The organism is Escherichia sp. E4736 (assembly GCF_005781225.1).
Lineage (GTDB): Bacteria > Pseudomonadota > Gammaproteobacteria > Enterobacterales > Enterobacteriaceae > Escherichia.
The window spans coordinates 90,453-108,432 of the sequence record NZ_VATT01000015.1; the positions used below are offsets into that span (position 1 = coordinate 90,453).

Sequence of the window (17,980 nt, forward strand, 5' to 3'; positions counted from 1 at the left end):
GAATCCCAAGATTAGTCAAAATTTAAACTACTGCCTCTTTATACTCGGATTCACAGCACCTGCGGGTGGCAGTTCGCCGACCATTGCGATTTCCTTGAGATCCGAATTATGAAAATGATTTTGCCGTTTAAACCCCATGTGCTGGCGCTAATTTGCAGTGCCGGGCTTTGTGCCGCCTCTGCCGGGCTATATATAAAAAGCCGCACAGTGGAAGCACCTGTGGAAGCGCAATCGACACAACTGGCTGTGTCTGACGCTGCCGCGGTTACGCTTCCTGCAACGGTTTCCGCGCCCCCCGTAACGCCTGCCGTCGTCAAATCTACATTCAGCACTGCACAAATCGATCAATGGGTCGCGCCCGTCGCGCTATATCCCGACGCTCTGCTTTCGCAGGTGCTGATGGCATCGACCTATCCGGCAAATGTCGCCCAGGCCGTGCAGTGGTCGCACGACAACCCGCTCAAGCAAGGTGATGCCGCTATTCAGGCAGTGTCCGACCAGCCGTGGGATGCCAGCGTCAAATCACTTGTGGCTTTTCCGCAATTGATGGCGTTGATGGGGGAAAACCCGCAATGGGTACAAAATCTTGGCGACGCGTTTCTGGCGCAGCCGCAGGATGTGATGGACTCGGTACAACGTTTGCGGCAACTGGCGCAACAAACCGGGTCACTGAAGTCATCAACTGAACAAAAGGTCATCACGACAACGAAAAAAGTCGTACCGGCAAATCAGCCCGCCAGCGCCCCTGTCACACAATCAAATACCGTTTCTACATCCAGCCCCGTCGTCGCTGAACCTGCGCCGACCGTAATAACCATTGAGCCCGCCAATCCGGATGTAGTTTATATTCCCAACTACAACCCAACCGTGGTTTACGGCAGTTGGGCCAATACCGCTTATCCGCCGGTTTACCTGCCGCCGCCAGCCGGAGAACCGTTTGTTGACAGCTTCGTGCGCGGATTTGGCTACAGCATGGGCGTTGCTACCACGTATGCACTATTCAGCAGCATCGACTGGGACGATGACGATCATGACCATCATCATCATGACGATGATGATTATAATCACCACGATGGCGGTCATCGTGACGGTAATGGCTGGCAACACAACGGCGACAACATCAATATCGACGTCAACAATTTCAACCGTATTACTGGTGAGCATCTTACTGACAAGAATATGGCATGGCGGCACAATCCAAACTACCGCGATGGTGTGCCTTATCATGATCAGGATATGGCAAAACGGTTTCACCAAACCGATGTTAAAGGCGGCATGAGTGCCACACAGTTACCTGCCCCAACGCGCGACAGCCAGCGCCAGGCGGCAGCAAGTCAGTTTCAGCAACGAACACACGCAGCACCAGTCACTACGCGAGATACCCAGCGTCAGGCTGCGGCACAGCGGTTTAATGAAGCGGAACACTATGGCAATTATGACGACTTCCGCGAGTTCAGCCGCCACCAACCACTGACCCAGCAGCAAAAGGACACCGCTCGCCAGCGTTATCAGCCTGCCTCGCCTGAGCAGCGCCAGGCGGCCCGCGAGAAAATGCAGACTAACCCGCAGAACCAGCAGCGAAGAGAGGCGGCGCGTCAGCGTTATCAATCTGCCTCGCCTGAACAGCGCCAGGCGGCTCGCGAGAAAATGCAGACTAACCCGCAGAACCAGCAGCGAAGAGAGGCGGCGCGTCAGCGTATCCAGTCGGCCTCGCCTGAGCAGCGTCAGGCGGCCCGTGAGAAAATGCAGACTAGCCCGCAGAATCAACAGCAAAGAGATGCAGCACGTCAGCGTATCCAGTCTGCCTCGCCTGAGCAGCGTCAAGTTGCGCGGGAGAAAATTCAGGAGAGCCGCCCGCAACGTCTGAACGACAATAACCATACTGCCCGATTGAATAATGAGCAACGGTCAGCGGTACGCGAACGGTTGTCTGAGCGTGGAACAAGGAGACTGGAAAGGTAAATTGCAGGCATAAAAAAAGCGGCGTAGTTAGCCGCTTAAGACTGATGACAAACATCGAATTTCCCGATACGCAAGTTTATCGGGCCTACATAGCTCCTGCAATATATTGAATTTGCATGATTTTGTAGGTCGAATAAGGCGTTCACGCCGCATCCGGCATCAACAACGAGCACTTTATCAACAATCTGAAGCGGCCTGGTCAGCCGCTTCTTAATTTACCGGATGTTCCGGCACAAGAAGAATTACTTCTTCTTCGCTTTCGGGTTCGGCAGGTCGGTGATGCTACCTTCGAATACTTCTGCTGCCAGGCCCACAGACTCGTGCAGAGTCGGGTGCGCGTGGATGGTCAGCGCGATGTCTTCAGCGTCACAACCCATTTCGATCGCCAGACCGATTTCACCCAGCAGCTCGCCGCCGTTGGTACCGACAATCGCGCCACCGATCACACGGTGAGATTCTTTGTCGAAAATCAGCTTGGTCATACCGTCTGCGCAGTCGGAAGCGATAGCACGACCAGAAGCAGCCCACGGGAAGGTGGCGGTTTCGTAGCTGATGCCTTTCTCTTTTGCTTCTTTCTCAGTCAGACCCACCCATGCAACTTCTGGTTCGGTATAGGCGATGGACGGGATAACTTTCGGATCGAAGTAGTGTTTTTGACCGGCGATAACTTCAGCGGCAACGTGACCTTCGTGAACACCTTTGTGTGCCAGCATCGGCTGACCGACGATATCGCCGATAGCAAAGATGTGCGGCACGTTAGTGCGCAGCTGTTTGTCAACGCGGATGAAACCACGGTCGTCCACTTCCACGCCAGCTTTGCCTGCGTCGAGGTTTTTACCGTTCGGCACACGACCAATCGCTACCAGCACGGCGTCGTAACGCTGCGGTTCAGCGGGTGCTTTTTTGCCTTCCATCGTCACATAAATACCGTCTTCTTTCGCTTCAACGGCGGTAACTTTGGTTTCCAGCATCAGGTTGAATTTCTTGCTGATACGCTTGGTGAAGACTTTAACGATGTCTTTGTCCGCCGCCGGGATAACCTGGTCGAACATTTCAACCACGTCAATCTGTGAACCCAGCGCGTGGTATACGGTACCCATTTCCAGACCGATGATACCGCCACCCATTACCAGCAGGCGTTCTGGTACTTCTTTCAGTTCCAGCGCGTCAGTGGAGTCCCAGATACGCGGATCTTCATGCGGAATAAACGGCAGTTGGATCGGGCGAGAACCCGCCGCGATGATCGCGTTGTCGAAGTTGATCACGGTTTTGCCGTTCTCACCTTCAACTTCCAGGGTGTTAGCCCCGATAAATTTACCCAGACCGTTGACCACTTTGACTTTGCGGCCTTTCGCCATACCAGCCAGACCACCGGTCAGCTGATTGATCACTTTCTCTTTCCAGGTACGAATCTTGTCGATATCGGTTTTCGGTTCGCCGAAGACGATACCGTGTTCAGCCAGCGCTTTGGCTTCTTCGATAACTTTTGCTACGTGCAGCAGTGCTTTAGAAGGGATACAGCCGACGTTCAGGCAAACACCACCAAGGGTGTTGTAACGTTCTACGATTACGGTTTCCAGACCTAAATCAGCGCAACGGAAGGCAGCGGAGTAACCTGCGGGGCCTGCCCCAAGTACCACGACCTGAGTTTTGATTTCAGTACTCATCATGACCTCTATATATTTATCTCCGGCGGTCATACCCGTCGTCTTTCAGGCCGCAGCGGCGTTAGCTTCACGCCCTCACCCCAGTCACTTACTTATGTAAGCTCCTGGGGATTCTGGCGCTTGCTACCTTGCTGCACCCAGAAATCCATAGGGTATGTGAAGTAATACCCTAACCACCACCGGGTCGTTCTATCCGTCGGTATTTTACAAAATTGTTAACAATTTTTAAACAACAAACGGCACCCGATTTGTCTATTCGCTAATAATCTCAATACATTCATGAGATTACCAGAAAAAAGCCGGCCGTTGGGCCGGCTCTTTTATTTACATCACCAGACGGCGAATATCAGACAGCGTGTTGTTAATGATGGTAATGAAACGGGCACCATCAGCACCGTCGATCACGCGGTGGTCGAAGGAGAGAGAAATCGGCAGCATCAGACGCGGCACGAACTCTTTACCATTCCACACCGGCTCCATCGCGGACTTGGAAACGCCGAGGATAGCCACTTCCGGCGCATTCACAATCGGCGCGAAGTGGGTAGTACCCAGGCCGCCGATGCTGGAGATGGTAAAGCAACCGCCCTGCATTTCGCCCGCAGTCAGCTTACCGTCACGCGCTTTCTTAGAAATAGTCATCAGCTCGCGAGACAGCTCGATGATGCCTTTCTTGTTGACGTCTTTGAATACCGGAACTACCAGACCGTTCGGGGTATCCACCGCCACACCGATGTTGATGTATTTCTTCAGGGTCAGACGCTGACCGTCTTCCGACAGCGAACTGTTGAAGCGAGGCATCTGCTCAAGAGCTGCAGCAACGGCTTTCATGATGAAGACAACTGGGGTTATCTTCACATCCAGCTTACGTTTCGCTGCTTCTTCGTTCTGCTGTTTACGGAACGCTTCCAGCTCGGTGATATCGGTTTTGTCGAAGTGGGTAACGTGCGGGATCATCACCCAGTTACGGCTCAGGTTAGCACCAGAAATTTTCTGAATGCGGCCCAGTTCCACTTCTTCGATTTCACCAAACTTGCTGAAGTCCACCTTCGGCCACGGCAACATGCCAGGGATACCGCCGCCAGTCGCTGCCGGAGCCGCTTCTGCACGTTTGATAGCTTCTTTCACGTAAGCCTGAACGTCTTCGCGCAGAATACGACCTTTACGGCCAGTGCCCTTCACTTTCGCCAGGTTAACGCCGAATTCGCGTGCCAGACGGCGGATCAGCGGAGTCGCGTGAACGTAAGCGTCGTTTTCAGCAAATTCAGATTTGCCTTCGGCTTTCGCAGCCGGTGCTGCTGCCGGGGCTTCAGCTTTTGCTGCCGGAGCCGGCGCTGCCGCTTCCTGTTTCGCTGGAGCTGCCGCAGGCGCTGCGCCTTCAACTTCGAAGATCATAATCAGCGAACCAGTTTTCACTTTATCGCCAACGTTGACTTTCAGTTCCTTCACGACGCCAGCAAACGGAGCCGGAACTTCCATAGAAGCTTTGTCGCCTTCTACGGTGATCAGTGACTGTTCAGCGACAACTTTGTCGCCCACTTTCACCATCACTTCGGTCACTTCAACTTCGTCACCGCCGATATCCGGAACGTTAACTTCTTTCACGCCAGCTGCAGCCGCGGGTACTGCTGCCGGAGCTGCTTCTTTCTTCTCTTCTGCCTGAGCAGGTGCAGCGTCTGCTGCACCGTCGGCGGAATCGAAAATCATAATCAGTGCGCCGGTCTGGGTTTTATCGCCAACAGAGACTTTGATCTCTTTAACGATACCCGCCTGCGGAGACGGAACTTCCATAGAGGCTTTGTCGCCTTCTACGGTGATCAGCGACTGTTCGGCTTCAACTTTGTCGCCCACTTTGACCAGGATCTCGGTGATTTCAACTTCATCAGCCCCGATGTCCGGTACTTTGATTTCGATAGCCATTATTCTTTTACCTCTTACGCCAGACGCGGGTTAACTTTATCTGCATCGATGTTGAATTTGGCGATTGCGTCAGCAACCACTTTCTTATCGATTTCGCCACGTTTAGCCAGTTCGCCCAGCGCCGCTACAACCACATAGGAAGCATCAACTTCGAAGTGGTGACGCAGGTTCTCACGGCTGTCGGAACGACCGAAGCCATCAGTACCCAGTACGCGGTAGTCGTCAGCCGGTACGTAAGTACGGACCTGCTCAGCGAACAGTTTCATATAGTCGGTAGATGCCACTGCCGGAGCGTCGTTCATCACCTGAGCGATATACGGAACGCGCGGAGTTTCCAGCGGGTGCAGCATGTTCCAGCGTTCACAATCCTGACCATCACGCGCCAGTTCGGTGAAGGAGGTCACGCTATAAACGTCAGAACCTACGCCGTACTCTTTCGCCAGGATCTGTGCTGCTTCACGGACGTGACGCAGGATAGAACCGGAGCCCAGCAGCTGAACTTTACCTTTGCTACCTTCAATGGTTTCGAGTTTGTAGATACCTTTACGGATACCTTCCTCAGCACCTTCCGGCATTGCCGGCATATGGTAGTTTTCGTTCAGCGTGGTGATGTAGTAGTAAACGTTCTCTTGTTTTTCACCGTACATACGCTCCAGACCGTCATGCATGATGACAGCAACTTCGTAAGCGTAAGCCGGGTCGTAAGAGATACAGTTCGGGATAGTCAGCGACTGAATGTGGCTGTGACCATCTTCGTGCTGCAGACCTTCGCCGTTCAGGGTGGTACGACCGGAAGTACCGCCGATCAGGAAGCCACGCGCTTGCTGGTCGCCAGCCGCCCAGCACAAATCGCCGATACGCTGGAAGCCGAACATCGAGTAATAGATGTAGAACGGAATCATCGGCAGATTGTTGGTGCTGTAAGAGGTCGCCGCTGCCAGCCAGGAACAACCTGCGCCCAGCTCGTTGATCCCTTCCTGCAGAATCTGACCTTTCTCGTCTTCTTTATAGTAAGCAACCTGCTCGCGGTCCTGCGGGGTGTACTGCTGGCCGTTCGGGCTGTAAATACCAATCTGACGGAACAGACCTTCCATACCGAAAGTACGCGCTTCGTCGGCGATGATCGGCACAAGCCTGTCTTTGATCGACTTGTTCTTCAGCATCACGTTCAGGGCGCGAACGAAAGCGATAGTGGTAGAGATCTCTTTGCTCTGCTCTTCCAGCAGCGCACCGAAGTCTTGCAGGCTCGGCAGCTCCAGCTTCTCGGTGAAGTTCGGCTGGCGGCTTGGCAGATAACCGTGCAGTTTCTGACGCTGTGCGTGCAGATAGGTATGCTCTTCAGAACCTTCCGGGAAGGTGATGTACGGCAGTTTTTCGATATCTGCATCAGACACCGGCACATTGAAACGGTCGCGGATGTGACGCACGCCGTCCATGTTCATTTTCTTAACCTGGTGCGCGATGTTTTTACCTTCAGCCGCGTCGCCCATGCCGTAACCTTTAATGGTATGAGCAAGGATTACTGTCGCTTTGCCTTTGGTTTCCTGCGCTTTCTTGAATGCAGCGTAGATTTTCTTCGGATCGTGACCACCACGGTTCAGCGCCCAGATCTGCTCGTCAGTCCAGTCTGCAACCAGGGCTGCGGTTTCAGGATATTTACCGAAGAAGTGTTCACGAACGTACGCGCCATCTTTCGATTTGAAGGTCTGGTAGTCGCCGTCAACGGTTTCGTTCATCAGCTGGATCAGTTTACCGCTGGTATCTTTACGCAGCAGTTCATCCCAACGGCTACCCCACATCACTTTGATCACGTTCCAGCCAGCACCTTCGAAGATGCCTTCCAGTTCGTTGATGATTTTGCCGTTACCGGTGACCGGGCCGTCAAGACGCTGCAGGTTACAGTTGATAACGAAGACCAGGTTATCCAGTTTTTCACGGGTAGCGATGGTGATCGCACCTTTGGATTCCGGTTCGTCCATTTCACCGTCGCCGAGGAACGCGTAAACGGTCTGTTTAGAGGTATCTTTCAGGCCACGGTGTTCCAGATATTTCAGGAATTTAGCCTGGTAAATAGCACCAATCGGACCCAGACCCATAGATACGGTCGGGAACTGCCAGAATTCCGGCATCAGTTTCGGGTGCGGATAGGAAGAGAGGCCATTGCCGTGAACTTCCTGACGGAAGTTATCCAGCTGCTCTTGAGTCAGACGACCTTCCAGGAAAGCACGTGCGTAAACGCCCGGGGAGATGTGGCCCTGGAAGTAAACCAGGTCGCCGCCATCCTGCTCGTTACGTGCACGGAAGAAGTGGTTAAAGCACACATCATAAATGGTTGCGGAAGACTGGAAGGACGCCATGTGGCCGCCCAGTTCGAGGTCTTTTTTCGACGCACGCAGAACCGTCATGATGGCGTTCCAGCGGATAGCTGAACGAATACGGCGTTCCAGTTCCAGATTACCCGGATACTCCGGTTGTTCTTCAACGGGGATGGTGTTGATGTAGTTGCTGATACCGGTGCCTGCGGCTACGTTGACTCCGCCTTTGCGGGCTTCAGCAAGCAGTTGGTCGATCAGATACTGAGCACGCTCAACACCTTCTTCACGGATGACCGATTCGATCGCCTGGAGCCAGTCGCGAGTTTCGATCGGATCCACGTCATTTGGGAAACGTTCTGACATGGGTTATTCCTTATCTATCTAATAACGTTGAGTTTTCTGGAACCTGTCCCATTGAACTCTCGCCGGAAAGCCCAATAAGACAGGTTCTACGTTTAGTTGCCGCGCTTTTATATGCGCTTGATTTACAACATCTTCTGGATAATTTTTACCAGAAAAATCACTAATTCTTTCGTTGCTCCAAACGACGCAGAGAACGCTCACGGCGACTCTCTTCACGGCTTCTGTCGAGCAAAATTTCTTCGATAAAGGCCAGATGGCGATGCGATGCTTCGCGCGCTTCTTCCGGCTTACCGGCCATAATCGCTTCGAATATGCGGGTGCGGTGACTACTCACCAGCGGCAGCATCTCGCGACGCGCATAGAGCAATTCGAAGTTCTGACGGACATTCTGGGCCAACATCGGCTCCATACACCTTAGCAGATGAAGCAAAACCACATTGTGGGCCGCTTCGGTGACGGCAATCTGATACTGGAGTACGGCGTTTGATTCCGCGTCCAGATCGCCAGACTGCTGCGCCAGTTCTATGGCGTGGTGGAGTTCACGGATGCGTTCCTTGTCTTCATCGGTACTACGCAGCGCGGCGTAATAAGCGGCGATACCTTCCAGGGCGTGTCGTGTTTCGAGCAAGTCATACTGTGATTCAGGATGGTCGGAGAGCAGCTCCACCAGCGGATCGCTGAAGCTTTGCCAGAGGCTGCTCTGAACAAACGTGCCGCCACCCTGGCGACGAAGCAACAAGCCCTTCGCTTCGAGACGTTGAATCGCCTCACGCAATGAGGGACGGGATACATCGAACTGTTTTGCCAGTTCGCGTTCCGGTGGGAGTTTTTCACCCGGGCGGAGAGTGCCTTCGAGGATCAAAAACTCCAGTTGCTGCTCAATCACATCGGAGAGTTTTGGTTGGCGGATTTTGCTGTAGGCCATGAGTTCCTGTCTTAAGCCACTTGCCGAAGTCAATTGGTCTTACCAATTTCATGTCTGTGACGCTAAAGTAACAAAGTATTCACCTTATGTCCATACAGGTTTTGATTGAAATCATGAAACTGCGCACATTTTAACAATTTGACATATATAACGTTTCAAAGTTGTAACTATGCACAAATGTAGACTTTACGTAGGAAAGTGATTTTTTAACGATTATTAAACTATAAAAATCCGAATTGAACCGATTCACTTACCAATTTTTCGATTTTTAATTCAATTAAAATGAATTTATATTCATTTTATATATTGAGCGGATTTGAGGCTGATCTTTACAAACGGTTCCTTTTTAAGCAACTCATCTTCAACCATGCATAAAGCTGGTGCATTCGCTGCCGCATACCATTATTCTTGATCTGACGGAAGTCTTTTTGTAACAATTCAAACGCCATTAATGTAAACAAATTAATACAACAAACGGAATTGCAAACTTACACACGCATCATTGCGTAGATCAAAAAAACAATCACCGCACGAGGTTTCATGATGGAAGGTCAACAGCACGGCGAGCAGCTAAAGCGCGGCCTTAAAAACCGCCATATTCAGCTTATCGCGCTGGGTGGCGCAATAGGAACCGGGCTATTCCTGGGAAGCGCCTCCGTAATACAGTCCGCAGGGCCAGGGATTATCCTGGGTTATGCCATTGCAGGTTTTATCGCCTTTCTGATCATGCGTCAGCTAGGTGAAATGGTGGTCGAAGAACCTGTCGCAGGCTCCTTCAGCCACTTTGCTTATAAATACTGGGGCAGCTTTGCCGGATTCGCTTCTGGCTGGAACTATTGGGTACTGTACGTTTTAGTTGCCATGGCAGAACTTACAGCTGTCGGCAAATACATTCAGTTCTGGTATCCGGAAATCCCCACCTGGGCTTCTGCCGCCGTATTCTTTGTGGTGATCAACGCCATCAACCTGACCAACGTAAAAGTGTTTGGCGAGATGGAGTTCTGGTTTGCCATTATCAAAGTTATCGCGGTGGTGGCGATGATCATCTTCGGCGGCTGGCTGCTGTTCAGCGGCAACGGCGGCCCGCAGGCGACCGTTAGCAACCTGTGGGCTCAAGGTGGCTTCCTGCCGCACGGCTTCACCGGGCTGGTGATGATGATGGCGATTATCATGTTCTCGTTCGGTGGTCTGGAACTGGTGGGGATCACCGCTGCAGAAGCTGATAACCCGGAGCAAAGCATCCCGAAAGCAACTAATCAGGTTATCTACCGCATCCTGATTTTCTACATTGGTTCGTTAGCCGTTCTGCTCTCACTGATGCCGTGGACACGCGTTACCGCTGACACCAGCCCGTTTGTGCTGATCTTCCACGAGTTAGGCGATACCTTTGTGGCAAATGCGCTGAACATCGTGGTACTGACGGCTGCGCTCTCCGTGTACAACAGCTGCGTATATTGCAACAGCCGTATGCTGTTCGGTCTGGCACAACAGGGTAACGCACCGAAAATGCTCGCTTCCGTCGATAAACGCGGCGTACCAGTAAATACCATTCTGGTATCTGCGCTGGTTACGGCATTGTGCGTACTGATTAACTACCTTGCCCCAGAGTCCGCTTTCGGACTGTTAATGGCGCTGGTGGTTTCTGCACTGGTTATTAACTGGGCGATGATTAGCCTGGCACATATGAAGTTCCGTCGCGCTAAGCAAGAACAAGGTGTGGTAACTCGTTTCCCTGCCCTGCTCTATCCGCTGGGTAACTGGATCTGCCTGCTGTTTATGGCGGCGGTACTGGTGATAATGCTGATGACGCCGGGGATGGCGATTTCGGTTTACCTGATCCCGGTATGGCTGGTTGTGTTAGGTATCGGTTATCTGTTCAAAGAGAAAACCGCAAAAGCCGTAAAAGCACATTAATCTCTCTACGCCCTCACCCGTTCTGGGTGAGGGCAGCAATATTTACACCAATGTCCCGTAAATCGTCAGTAGCGCAATCACCACCACAACCACGAACGAGGTTTTCTTCGCCATTGAAACCGCTGCTTTCGGTGTCTCAACCTTATCGACATGCGGTTCACGCGCCAGAGAGAACTGTGCCAGACGCGTTAGTACCTGGTATTGCGATGTGTGGAAATCGGTCAGTGACGCAAACCAGGCTGGTAACGCTTTCTCACCGTGACCAATCAAGGCATAAACTACGCCCGCAAGGCGAACTGGCACCCAATCCACTACATGAAGCACGGCATCAACCCCCGACTGTAAGCGATGATGCGGCGTCTGGTAGCGCGCCAGCCAGTATTGCCATGCACGCAAGAATGCATAGCCCATCAGGGTAACGGGTCCCCAGATACCGCCTACAATTAGCCAGAACAGTGGCGCAAGGTAAAAACGAAAGTTAATCCACAACAGGGCATTTTGCAGTTCACGCAAAAACTCACGCTCATCGCAGCCTGCGGGGACGCCATGAATCATGGTTAACTCGCCAGCCATCGTGGAACGGGCATGGCTGTCGTTACGAGAAGCTGCGGTCAGATAAGCATGATAATGGAGACGAACTTTTCCTGCGCCAATACACAACAAACCAATCAACAGCCACACCACCAGCGTCGGGACGTTGAACAATAGCCCATGCAACGCGCGCAACAGTAAAAAGGTCGCCCCCATCGCGATAATGGTCATCCCTAATGTGCGCCCCAGCGAAAAATGTTTCACCCGACGGAAAAACGCCTCGAGGCGGTGATCAAGCTGCCAGTGCTCGCCCAACTTAAACAGGCGCTCGAAAATTAACACCAGTAAGGTTGTAAACAGCGTCATGTTGTCTCCTTGCTGACCAGGGCGCGAAACCGTGCCCAATCAAAGGCAGGGCCGGGATCGGTTTTACGCTCCGGCGCAATATCACAATGGCCCGTCATATTATTGGCAATGGCTGGATAGCGATGAATCAATGCCCGCGTGACCGCCGCCAGTTGCTGATACTGCGCATCGGTATAAGCCAGCGTATCAGTGCCTTCCAGCTCAATCCCAATAGAGAAATCATTACAGCGTTCGCGCCCCTGATACACGGAAACACCCGCATGCCAGGCGCGTTTATCGAAAGGAACATACTGGACAATTTCACCATCACGGCGAATCAAACAGTGAGCGGAGACGCGTAAATGGGCAATCTCTGCAAAGAAGGGATGAGCCTGCGGATCAATAGTTCCGGTGAATAATGCATCAATCCACGGACCGCCAAACTCGCCTGGCGGCAGGCTAATATTGTGCACCACCAGCAAGGTGGGAGTTTCGTCATCCGGGCGACAATCGTAATATGGTGAGGGAACGCGGCGCGCGCCGACCAGCCACCCCTGTTCTAACAACATGCAGGATCTCCTTATATGTGGTGCTAATACCCGGTTCAGAGTAGCATGTTTCTACCTTATGATTCGTTAGCTATCTGGAGTTTTAACATGCCGCCTCGCCGCTATAACCCTGACACCCGACGTGACGAGCTGCTGGAACGCATTAATCTCGATATCCCCGGCGCGGTGGCCCAGGCGCTGCGAGAAGATTTAGGCGGAACAGTCGATGCCAACAACGACATTACGGCAAAACTTTTACCGGAAAATTCACGCTCTCATGCCACGGTGATCACCCGCGAAGAAGGCGTATTTTGTGGTAAACGCTGGGTTGAAGAAGTGTTTATTCAACTGGCAGGCGACGATGTCACCATTACCTGGCATGTGGATGACGGTGATGTCATTAACGCCAATCAACTCCTTTTCGAACTCGAAGGCCCATCTCGCGTGCTGTTAACCGGCGAACGTACTGCGCTTAATTTTGTACAAACTCTTTCTGGCGTAGCAAGTAAGGTTCGCCACTATGTTGAGTTACTGGAAGGCACCGATACGCAGTTGCTGGATACGCGAAAAACCTTACCCGGCCTGCGTTCTGCCCTGAAATACGCGGTACTTTGCGGCGGCGGGGCTAACCATCGTCTGGGGCTTTCTGACGCCTTCCTGATCAAAGAAAACCATATTATTGCCTCCGGCTCAGTGCGCCAGGCGGTCGAAAAAGCGTCTTGGCTGCACCCGGATGCGCCAGTAGAAGTTGAAGTCGAGAATCTGGAAGAACTTGATGAAGCACTGAAAGCAGGTGCCGATATCATCATGCTGGATAACTTCGACACAGAACAGATGCGCAAAGCCGTTAAACGCACCAACGGCAAGGCGCTGCTGGAAGTGTCTGGCAACGTCACCGACAAAACGCTACGCGAGTTTGCTGAAACGGGCGTGGACTTTATCTCCGTCGGTGCGCTAACTAAACACGTACAGGCACTCGATCTTTCAATGCGTTTTCGCTAATTGCTGACAGATTTATCCGCTCCATCGCGGGCGGATAATCTCCCCTTCCCCAACTTTCTTCGTAACGCCTCGCAAATTTCTTGTCTTTCGCTGCAACGTAATAAAAAACCTCGGAAGCCGCCTTCCCGTTTCGTTTTTTGCCCCTCGCCTGTGCTGATGGCGTTTGCCAAAGTAGCGCCAACCAAATCAAGGAGCGAAACAGATGGACAAGCAACGCGGTTTTACACTTATCGAACTGATGGTGGTTATTGGCATCATTGCCATTTTAAGCGCCATTGGTATTCCCGCTTATCAAAACTACCTGCGCAAAGCCGCACTTACCAACATGCTACAAACCTTTGTGCCTTACCGTACCGCCGTAGAATTGTGCGCGCTGGAACATGGCGGACTGGACACCTGCGACGGCGGCAGCAATGGCATCCCCTCGCCTACCACCACCCGCTATGTTTCAGCCATGAGTGTGGCAAAGGGCGTGGTGTCGCTGACCGGGCAAGAGAGTCTCAATGGGCTAAGCATCGTTATGACACCCGGTTGGGATAACGCTAATGGTGTCACCGGCTGGACGCGCAACTGCAATATTCAAAGTGACAGCGCATTGCAGCAAACCTGCGAAGATGTCTTCCGCTTTGATGACGCCAACTAAGGAGCGGCGATGAATATTTCACAGCTCACCGCCCTGTGTTTGCGTTACCAGGGGGTCTTACTGGATGCCAGCGAAGAAGTGGTTCATATTGCGGTGGTCGATGCCCCCTCACATGAGTTGCTGGACGCATTGCATTTCGCTACCACCAAACGTATTGAGCTCACCTGCTGGACGCGCCAACAGATGGAAGGTCACGCCAGTCGCACACAACAGACATTGCCCGTAGCCGTTCAGGAGAAACATCAGCCTAAAGCAGAATTGCTGGCTCATACGTTGCAATCTGCACTGGAACAACGCGCGTCAGATATTCATATCGAACCAGCGGACAATAGCTATCGTATCCGCTTGCGTATCGACGGCGTGCTGCATCCTTTACCTGATGTTTCACTGGATGCCGGAGTCGCTTTAACCGCCAGGTTAAAAGTGCTGGGAAGCCTGGATATTGCGGAACATCGCCTGCCGCAGGACGGGCAATTCACTGTCGAACTGGCCGGGAACGCCGTCTCATTTCGTATTGCTACCTTGCCATGTCGCGGCGGTGAAAAGGTGGTATTACGGTTGTTACAGCAGGTGGACCAGGCGCTTGATGTCAACACGCTAGGGATGCAACCGTCACAACTGACGGACTTTACCCACGCCTTGCAGCAACCACAGGGACTGGTGCTGGTAACTGGCCCTACCGGCAGCGGCAAAACAGTCACGCTGTATAGCGCACTGCAAACGCTGAATACCGCCGATATTAATATTTGCAGCGTGGAAGATCCGGTTGAGATCCCCATCGCCGGGCTAAACCAGACACAAATACATCCGCGTGCCGGACTCACCTTTCAGGGCGTTTTGCGTGCGTTATTGCGCCAGGATCCTGACGTCATCATGATCGGAGAGATCCGCGATGGCGAAACGGCAGAAATTGCCATTAAAGCCGCGCAAACGGGTCATCTGGTATTGTCCACGCTACACACCAACTCCACCTGTGAAACGCTGGTGCGTTTACAGCAAATGGGCGTTGCTCGCTGGATGCTCTCGTCGGCCCTCACTCTGGTAATAGCCCAGCGCCTGGTACGTAAACTTTGTCCGCATTGCCGCCAGCAGCAAGGGGAACCGATCCGCCTTCCGGACAATGTATGGTCATCTCCGCTGTCCCGCTGGCAGGCACCGGGTTGTGAACATTGCTACCACGGTTTTTATGGTCGTACCGCCTTGTTTGAAGTCCTGCCCATTACACCAGCCATACGCCAGCTTATTTCCTCTAATATTGAAGTTGAATCGCTGGAAACGCACGCCAGGCGGACAGGTATGCGCACACTTTTTGAAAACGGCTGCCTGGCCGTTGAACAAGGCTTAACCACCTTTGAAGAGTTAATCCGCGTGCTGGGGATGCCACATGGCGAATAAGCAACTCTGGCGATGGCATGGCATAACCGGCGACGGCAATGCGCAAGATGGGATGCAATGGTCAGAGAGCCGTGCTTTGCTGCTTTTGGCTCTACAGCAGCAAAGGGTTACCCCACTAAGCCTGAAGCGAATCGCCATCAATTCTGCGCATTGGCGAGGAGATAAAAGCGCGGAAGTCATTCATCAACTGGCGACGCTACTTAAAGCCGGGTTAACGCTTTCTGAAGGGCTGGCACTGCTGGCTGAACAGCATCCAAGTAAGCAATGGCAGGCATTGTTGCAATCGCTGGCGCACGATCTCGAACAGGGCATTGCCTTTTCCAGTGCCTTATTACCCTGGTCAGAGGTATTTCCGCCGCTCTATCAGGCGATGATCCGCACGGGGGAAGTGACCGGTAAGCTGGATGAATGCTGTTTTGAACTGGCGCGTCAACAAAAAGCCCAGCGCCAGTTGGCCGACAAAGTGAAATCAGCGTTGCGTTATCCCATCATCATTTTAGCGATGGCAATCATGGTGGTTGTGGCAATGCTGCATTTTGTTCTGCCGGAGTTTGCCGCTATCTATAAAACCTTTAACACCCCACTACCGGCACTAACGCAGGGGATCATGACGCTGGCAGACTTTAGTGGCAAATGGGGCTGGCTGCTGATAGTGCTCGGCTTTCTGCTGGCGATAGCCAACAAACTGCTGATGCGTCGCCCTACCTGGCTTATTGCGCGGCAGAAATGGTTATTACGCATCCCAATAATGGGAGCCCTGATGCGGGGACAAAAACTCACGCAGATCTTTACGATTCTGGCGCTGACACAAAGTGCAGGGATTACTTTTTTGCAGGGAGTGGAGAGCGTCAGGGAGACGATGCGCTGCCCGTACTGGGCGCAACTTCTGACACAAATTCAGCATGATATCAGTAACGGTCACCCCATCTGGCTGGCGCTAAAAAATGCGGGGGAGTTTAGCCCGCTCTGTTTGCAGTTAGTGAGGACAGGAGAGACATCCGGGTCGCTGGATCTCATGCTGGGGAATCTTGCCCATCATCATCGGGATAACACGCTGGCGCTGGCAGATAACCTTGCCGCCTTACTGGAACCGGCGTTGCTGGTCATTACTGGAGGAATTATCGGTACGTTGGTGGTGGCAATGTATCTGCCAATTTTCCATCTGGGCGATGCGATGAGTGGAGTGGGATAATGCTGGCGTGTTGCTCCACGCCAGCATTAGGTGATTACAGATTATTGAAGATGCGGTTTTCTTGTTCCAGTACGCGGATAAACGTGGTGCGTTTGGTCAGCTCTTTCAGGCGTGAAGCCCCAACGTAAGTGCAGGCTGAACGCAGACCGCCTAAAATATCACGCGCGGTATTTTCAACCGGACCGCGCAGAGGAAGCTTAACGGTTTTACCTTCTGCAGCGCGATATTCCGCAACGCCGCCAACGTGACGTTTCATCGCAGACTCGGAGCTCATACCGTAGAACAGCATAAATTTCTCACCGTTCTCTTCAACAATACGGCCGCCGCTCTCTTCGTGACCAGCCAGCATTCCGCCAAGCATTACGAAATCGGCACCGCCACCAAAAGCTTTAGCCACATCGCCCGGTGTGGTACAGCCGCCATCGCTGACGATCATCCCGCCCAGACCGTGCGCGGCATCGGCGCATTCGATCACCGCAGAAAGCTGCGGATAACCGACGCCCGTTTTCACGCGAGTTGTACAAACAGAGCCAGGACCAATGCCAACTTTAACGATATCGGCACCGGAGAGGATAAGCTCCTCACACATTTCGCCAGTTACCACATTGCCTGCACAAATAGTTTTGGTCGGCCACGCTTCACGCGCCTTCGCCACAAACTGCACGAAGTGCTCGGAATATCCATTTGCAACATCAATACAAACGAAGTTTAATGCCGGGTTCAGGTCAAGAATTTGTTTAGTTTTTTCGAAATCGGCATCCGACGTGCCGGTAGAAACCATCACATGTTTCAGCACATCAGCAGAAGAATTGTTGATAAACGCTTGCCACTCTTCAACAGAGTAATGTTTATGTACAGCGGTCAAAATATCGAAAGAAGCCAGTGCCGTAGCCATACTAAAAGTGCCTACGGTGTCCATATTTGCGGCGATAATCGGCACACCGGACCAGCTTTGACCTGAATGTTTGAAGGTGAATTGACGTTCCAGTTCAACATCGGAACGGCTTTTAAGAGTAGAGCGTTTAGGGCGGATGAGGACGTCTTTAAAACCTAACTTCAGATCTTCTTCGATACGCATGTGCAGATTCCTGGGGTTAATGGCTATAAGGGTAAGAGCGCAACTCCAGTGACGCTATCATACGCACTAATCGATATGGCGCAAGACTGCGAAATTGTCTTTTTTTACGCTACAATCCCATAAATTTACCTGGTAAATAGTGGGCGAACGTTTCATCAATTTCGCTTTCGCGCGCTCTTTATT

13 protein-coding genes are annotated in these 17,980 nt (G+C 52.4%); 6 read left to right on the forward strand and 7 right to left on the reverse strand.

Going from position 1 to position 17,980, the window contains the following annotated elements; translation table 11 throughout:
- The first annotated feature begins 108 nt into the window (after positions 1–108).
- Positions 109–1,962 carry a DUF3300 domain-containing protein gene (locus FEK46_RS11685; protein ID WP_135383397.1) on the forward strand — a complete coding sequence of 618 codons (1,854 nt, stop codon included), beginning with the start codon at positions 109–111 and terminating at the stop codon, positions 1,960–1,962.
- Between the two features lie 242 nt (positions 1,963–2,204).
- On the opposite strand, the gene lpdA is transcribed toward FEK46_RS11685, so the two are convergent.
- The 4 genes from lpdA to pdhR all read right to left on the reverse strand — a co-directional run bounded on the left by lpdA (position 2,205) and on the right by pdhR (position 9,149).
- On the reverse strand, positions 2,205–3,629 hold the full coding sequence (gene lpdA, locus FEK46_RS11690) for a dihydrolipoyl dehydrogenase (protein ID WP_135560124.1): 1,425 nt from the start codon (positions 3,627–3,629) through the stop codon (positions 2,205–2,207).
- A 324-nt stretch (positions 3,630–3,953) separates the two neighbouring features.
- Entirely contained in the window at positions 3,954–5,546 is a 1,593-nt protein-coding gene (aceF, locus tag FEK46_RS11695; protein WP_135560076.1) for a pyruvate dehydrogenase complex dihydrolipoyllysine-residue acetyltransferase, read from the reverse strand.
- Positions 5,547–5,560: 14 nt separating this feature from the next.
- Positions 5,561–8,224 (reverse strand): pyruvate dehydrogenase (acetyl-transferring), homodimeric type, encoded by a 2,664-nt coding sequence (aceE, locus tag FEK46_RS11700; RefSeq protein WP_130204947.1) that lies wholly within the window; start codon positions 8,222–8,224, stop codon positions 5,561–5,563.
- A 160-nt stretch (positions 8,225–8,384) separates the two neighbouring features.
- Positions 8,385–9,149: a pyruvate dehydrogenase complex transcriptional repressor PdhR gene (gene pdhR, locus FEK46_RS11705; RefSeq protein WP_062892733.1), complete on the reverse strand. Its 765-nt coding sequence runs from the start codon at positions 9,147–9,149 to the stop codon at positions 8,385–8,387.
- 540 nt (positions 9,150–9,689) lie between these two features.
- On the opposite strand from pdhR, the gene aroP reads away from it, so the two are divergent.
- Positions 9,690–11,063, forward strand: a complete 1,374-nt coding sequence (aroP, locus tag FEK46_RS11710; protein ID WP_165383261.1) for an aromatic amino acid transporter AroP — start codon at positions 9,690–9,692, stop codon at positions 11,061–11,063.
- 42 nt (positions 11,064–11,105) lie between these two features.
- Here the strand turns inward: aroP and ampE are convergent, their stop codons facing one another.
- Both ampE and ampD read right to left on the reverse strand, forming a co-directional pair.
- Positions 11,106–11,960 carry a beta-lactamase regulator AmpE gene (gene ampE / locus FEK46_RS11715; protein ID WP_000171986.1) on the reverse strand — a complete coding sequence of 285 codons (855 nt, stop codon included), beginning with the start codon at positions 11,958–11,960 and terminating at the stop codon, positions 11,106–11,108.
- Entirely contained in the window at positions 11,957–12,508 is a 552-nt protein-coding gene (gene ampD / locus FEK46_RS11720; RefSeq protein ID WP_135560077.1) for a 1,6-anhydro-N-acetylmuramyl-L-alanine amidase AmpD, read from the reverse strand. Before ampD ends, ampE begins: the two co-directional genes overlap by 4 nt.
- 87 nt (positions 12,509–12,595) lie before the next feature.
- Between ampD and nadC the strand changes: the two genes are divergently transcribed.
- The 4 genes from nadC to hofC all read left to right on the forward strand — a co-directional run bounded on the left by nadC (position 12,596) and on the right by hofC (position 16,719).
- The gene (gene nadC, locus FEK46_RS11725) at positions 12,596–13,489 is read left to right on the forward strand and encodes a carboxylating nicotinate-nucleotide diphosphorylase (protein ID WP_130204942.1); all 894 of its coding nucleotides are present in this window, start codon (positions 12,596–12,598) and stop codon (positions 13,487–13,489) included.
- Between the two features lie 202 nt (positions 13,490–13,691).
- Positions 13,692–14,132 (forward strand): prepilin peptidase-dependent pilin, encoded by a 441-nt coding sequence (gene ppdD, locus FEK46_RS11730; protein ID WP_135560078.1) that lies wholly within the window; start codon positions 13,692–13,694, stop codon positions 14,130–14,132.
- A 9-nt stretch (positions 14,133–14,141) separates the two neighbouring features.
- A complete protein-coding gene (gene gspE / locus FEK46_RS11735) occupies positions 14,142–15,527 on the forward strand; it encodes a type II secretion system protein GspE (protein ID WP_135493461.1) in 1,386 nt (461 codons plus the stop codon).
- A complete protein-coding gene (hofC, locus tag FEK46_RS11740; protein WP_135560079.1) occupies positions 15,517–16,719 on the forward strand; it encodes a protein transport protein HofC in 1,203 nt (400 codons plus the stop codon). The genes gspE and hofC overlap by 11 nt, the downstream gene beginning before the upstream one ends.
- 34 nt (positions 16,720–16,753) lie before the next feature.
- Here hofC and guaC read toward each other — a convergent pair whose 3' ends face one another.
- Positions 16,754–17,797 (reverse strand): GMP reductase, encoded by a 1,044-nt coding sequence (gene guaC, locus FEK46_RS11745; RefSeq protein ID WP_130204936.1) that lies wholly within the window; start codon positions 17,795–17,797, stop codon positions 16,754–16,756.
- Positions 17,798–17,980: the final 183 nt, after the last annotated feature.

Excerpts from the sequence above, each read along its gene's own strand:
- FEK46_RS11685 (WP_135383397.1), top strand. The coding sequence starts at position 109 with ATGAAAATGATTTTGCCGTTTAAACCCCATGTGCTGGCGCTAATTTGC.
- lpdA (WP_135560124.1), bottom strand. The coding sequence starts at position 3,629 with ATGAGTACTGAAATCAAAACTCAGGTCGTGGTACTTGGGGCAGGCCCC.
- aceF (WP_135560076.1), bottom strand. The coding sequence starts at position 5,546 with ATGGCTATCGAAATCAAAGTACCGGACATCGGGGCTGATGAAGTTGAA.
- aceE (WP_130204947.1), bottom strand. The coding sequence starts at position 8,224 with ATGTCAGAACGTTTCCCAAATGACGTGGATCCGATCGAAACTCGCGAC.
- pdhR (WP_062892733.1), bottom strand. The coding sequence starts at position 9,149 with ATGGCCTACAGCAAAATCCGCCAACCAAAACTCTCCGATGTGATTGAG.
- aroP (WP_165383261.1), top strand. The coding sequence starts at position 9,690 with ATGATGGAAGGTCAACAGCACGGCGAGCAGCTAAAGCGCGGCCTTAAA.
- ampE (WP_000171986.1), bottom strand. The coding sequence starts at position 11,960 with ATGACGCTGTTTACAACCTTACTGGTGTTAATTTTCGAGCGCCTGTTT.
- ampD (WP_135560077.1), bottom strand. The coding sequence starts at position 12,508 with ATGTTGTTAGAACAGGGGTGGCTGGTCGGCGCGCGCCGCGTTCCCTCA.
- nadC (WP_130204942.1), top strand. The coding sequence starts at position 12,596 with ATGCCGCCTCGCCGCTATAACCCTGACACCCGACGTGACGAGCTGCTG.
- ppdD (WP_135560078.1), top strand. The coding sequence starts at position 13,692 with ATGGACAAGCAACGCGGTTTTACACTTATCGAACTGATGGTGGTTATT.
- gspE (WP_135493461.1), top strand. The coding sequence starts at position 14,142 with ATGAATATTTCACAGCTCACCGCCCTGTGTTTGCGTTACCAGGGGGTC.
- hofC (WP_135560079.1), top strand. The coding sequence starts at position 15,517 with ATGGCGAATAAGCAACTCTGGCGATGGCATGGCATAACCGGCGACGGC.
- guaC (WP_130204936.1), bottom strand. The coding sequence starts at position 17,797 with ATGCGTATCGAAGAAGATCTGAAGTTAGGTTTTAAAGACGTCCTCATC.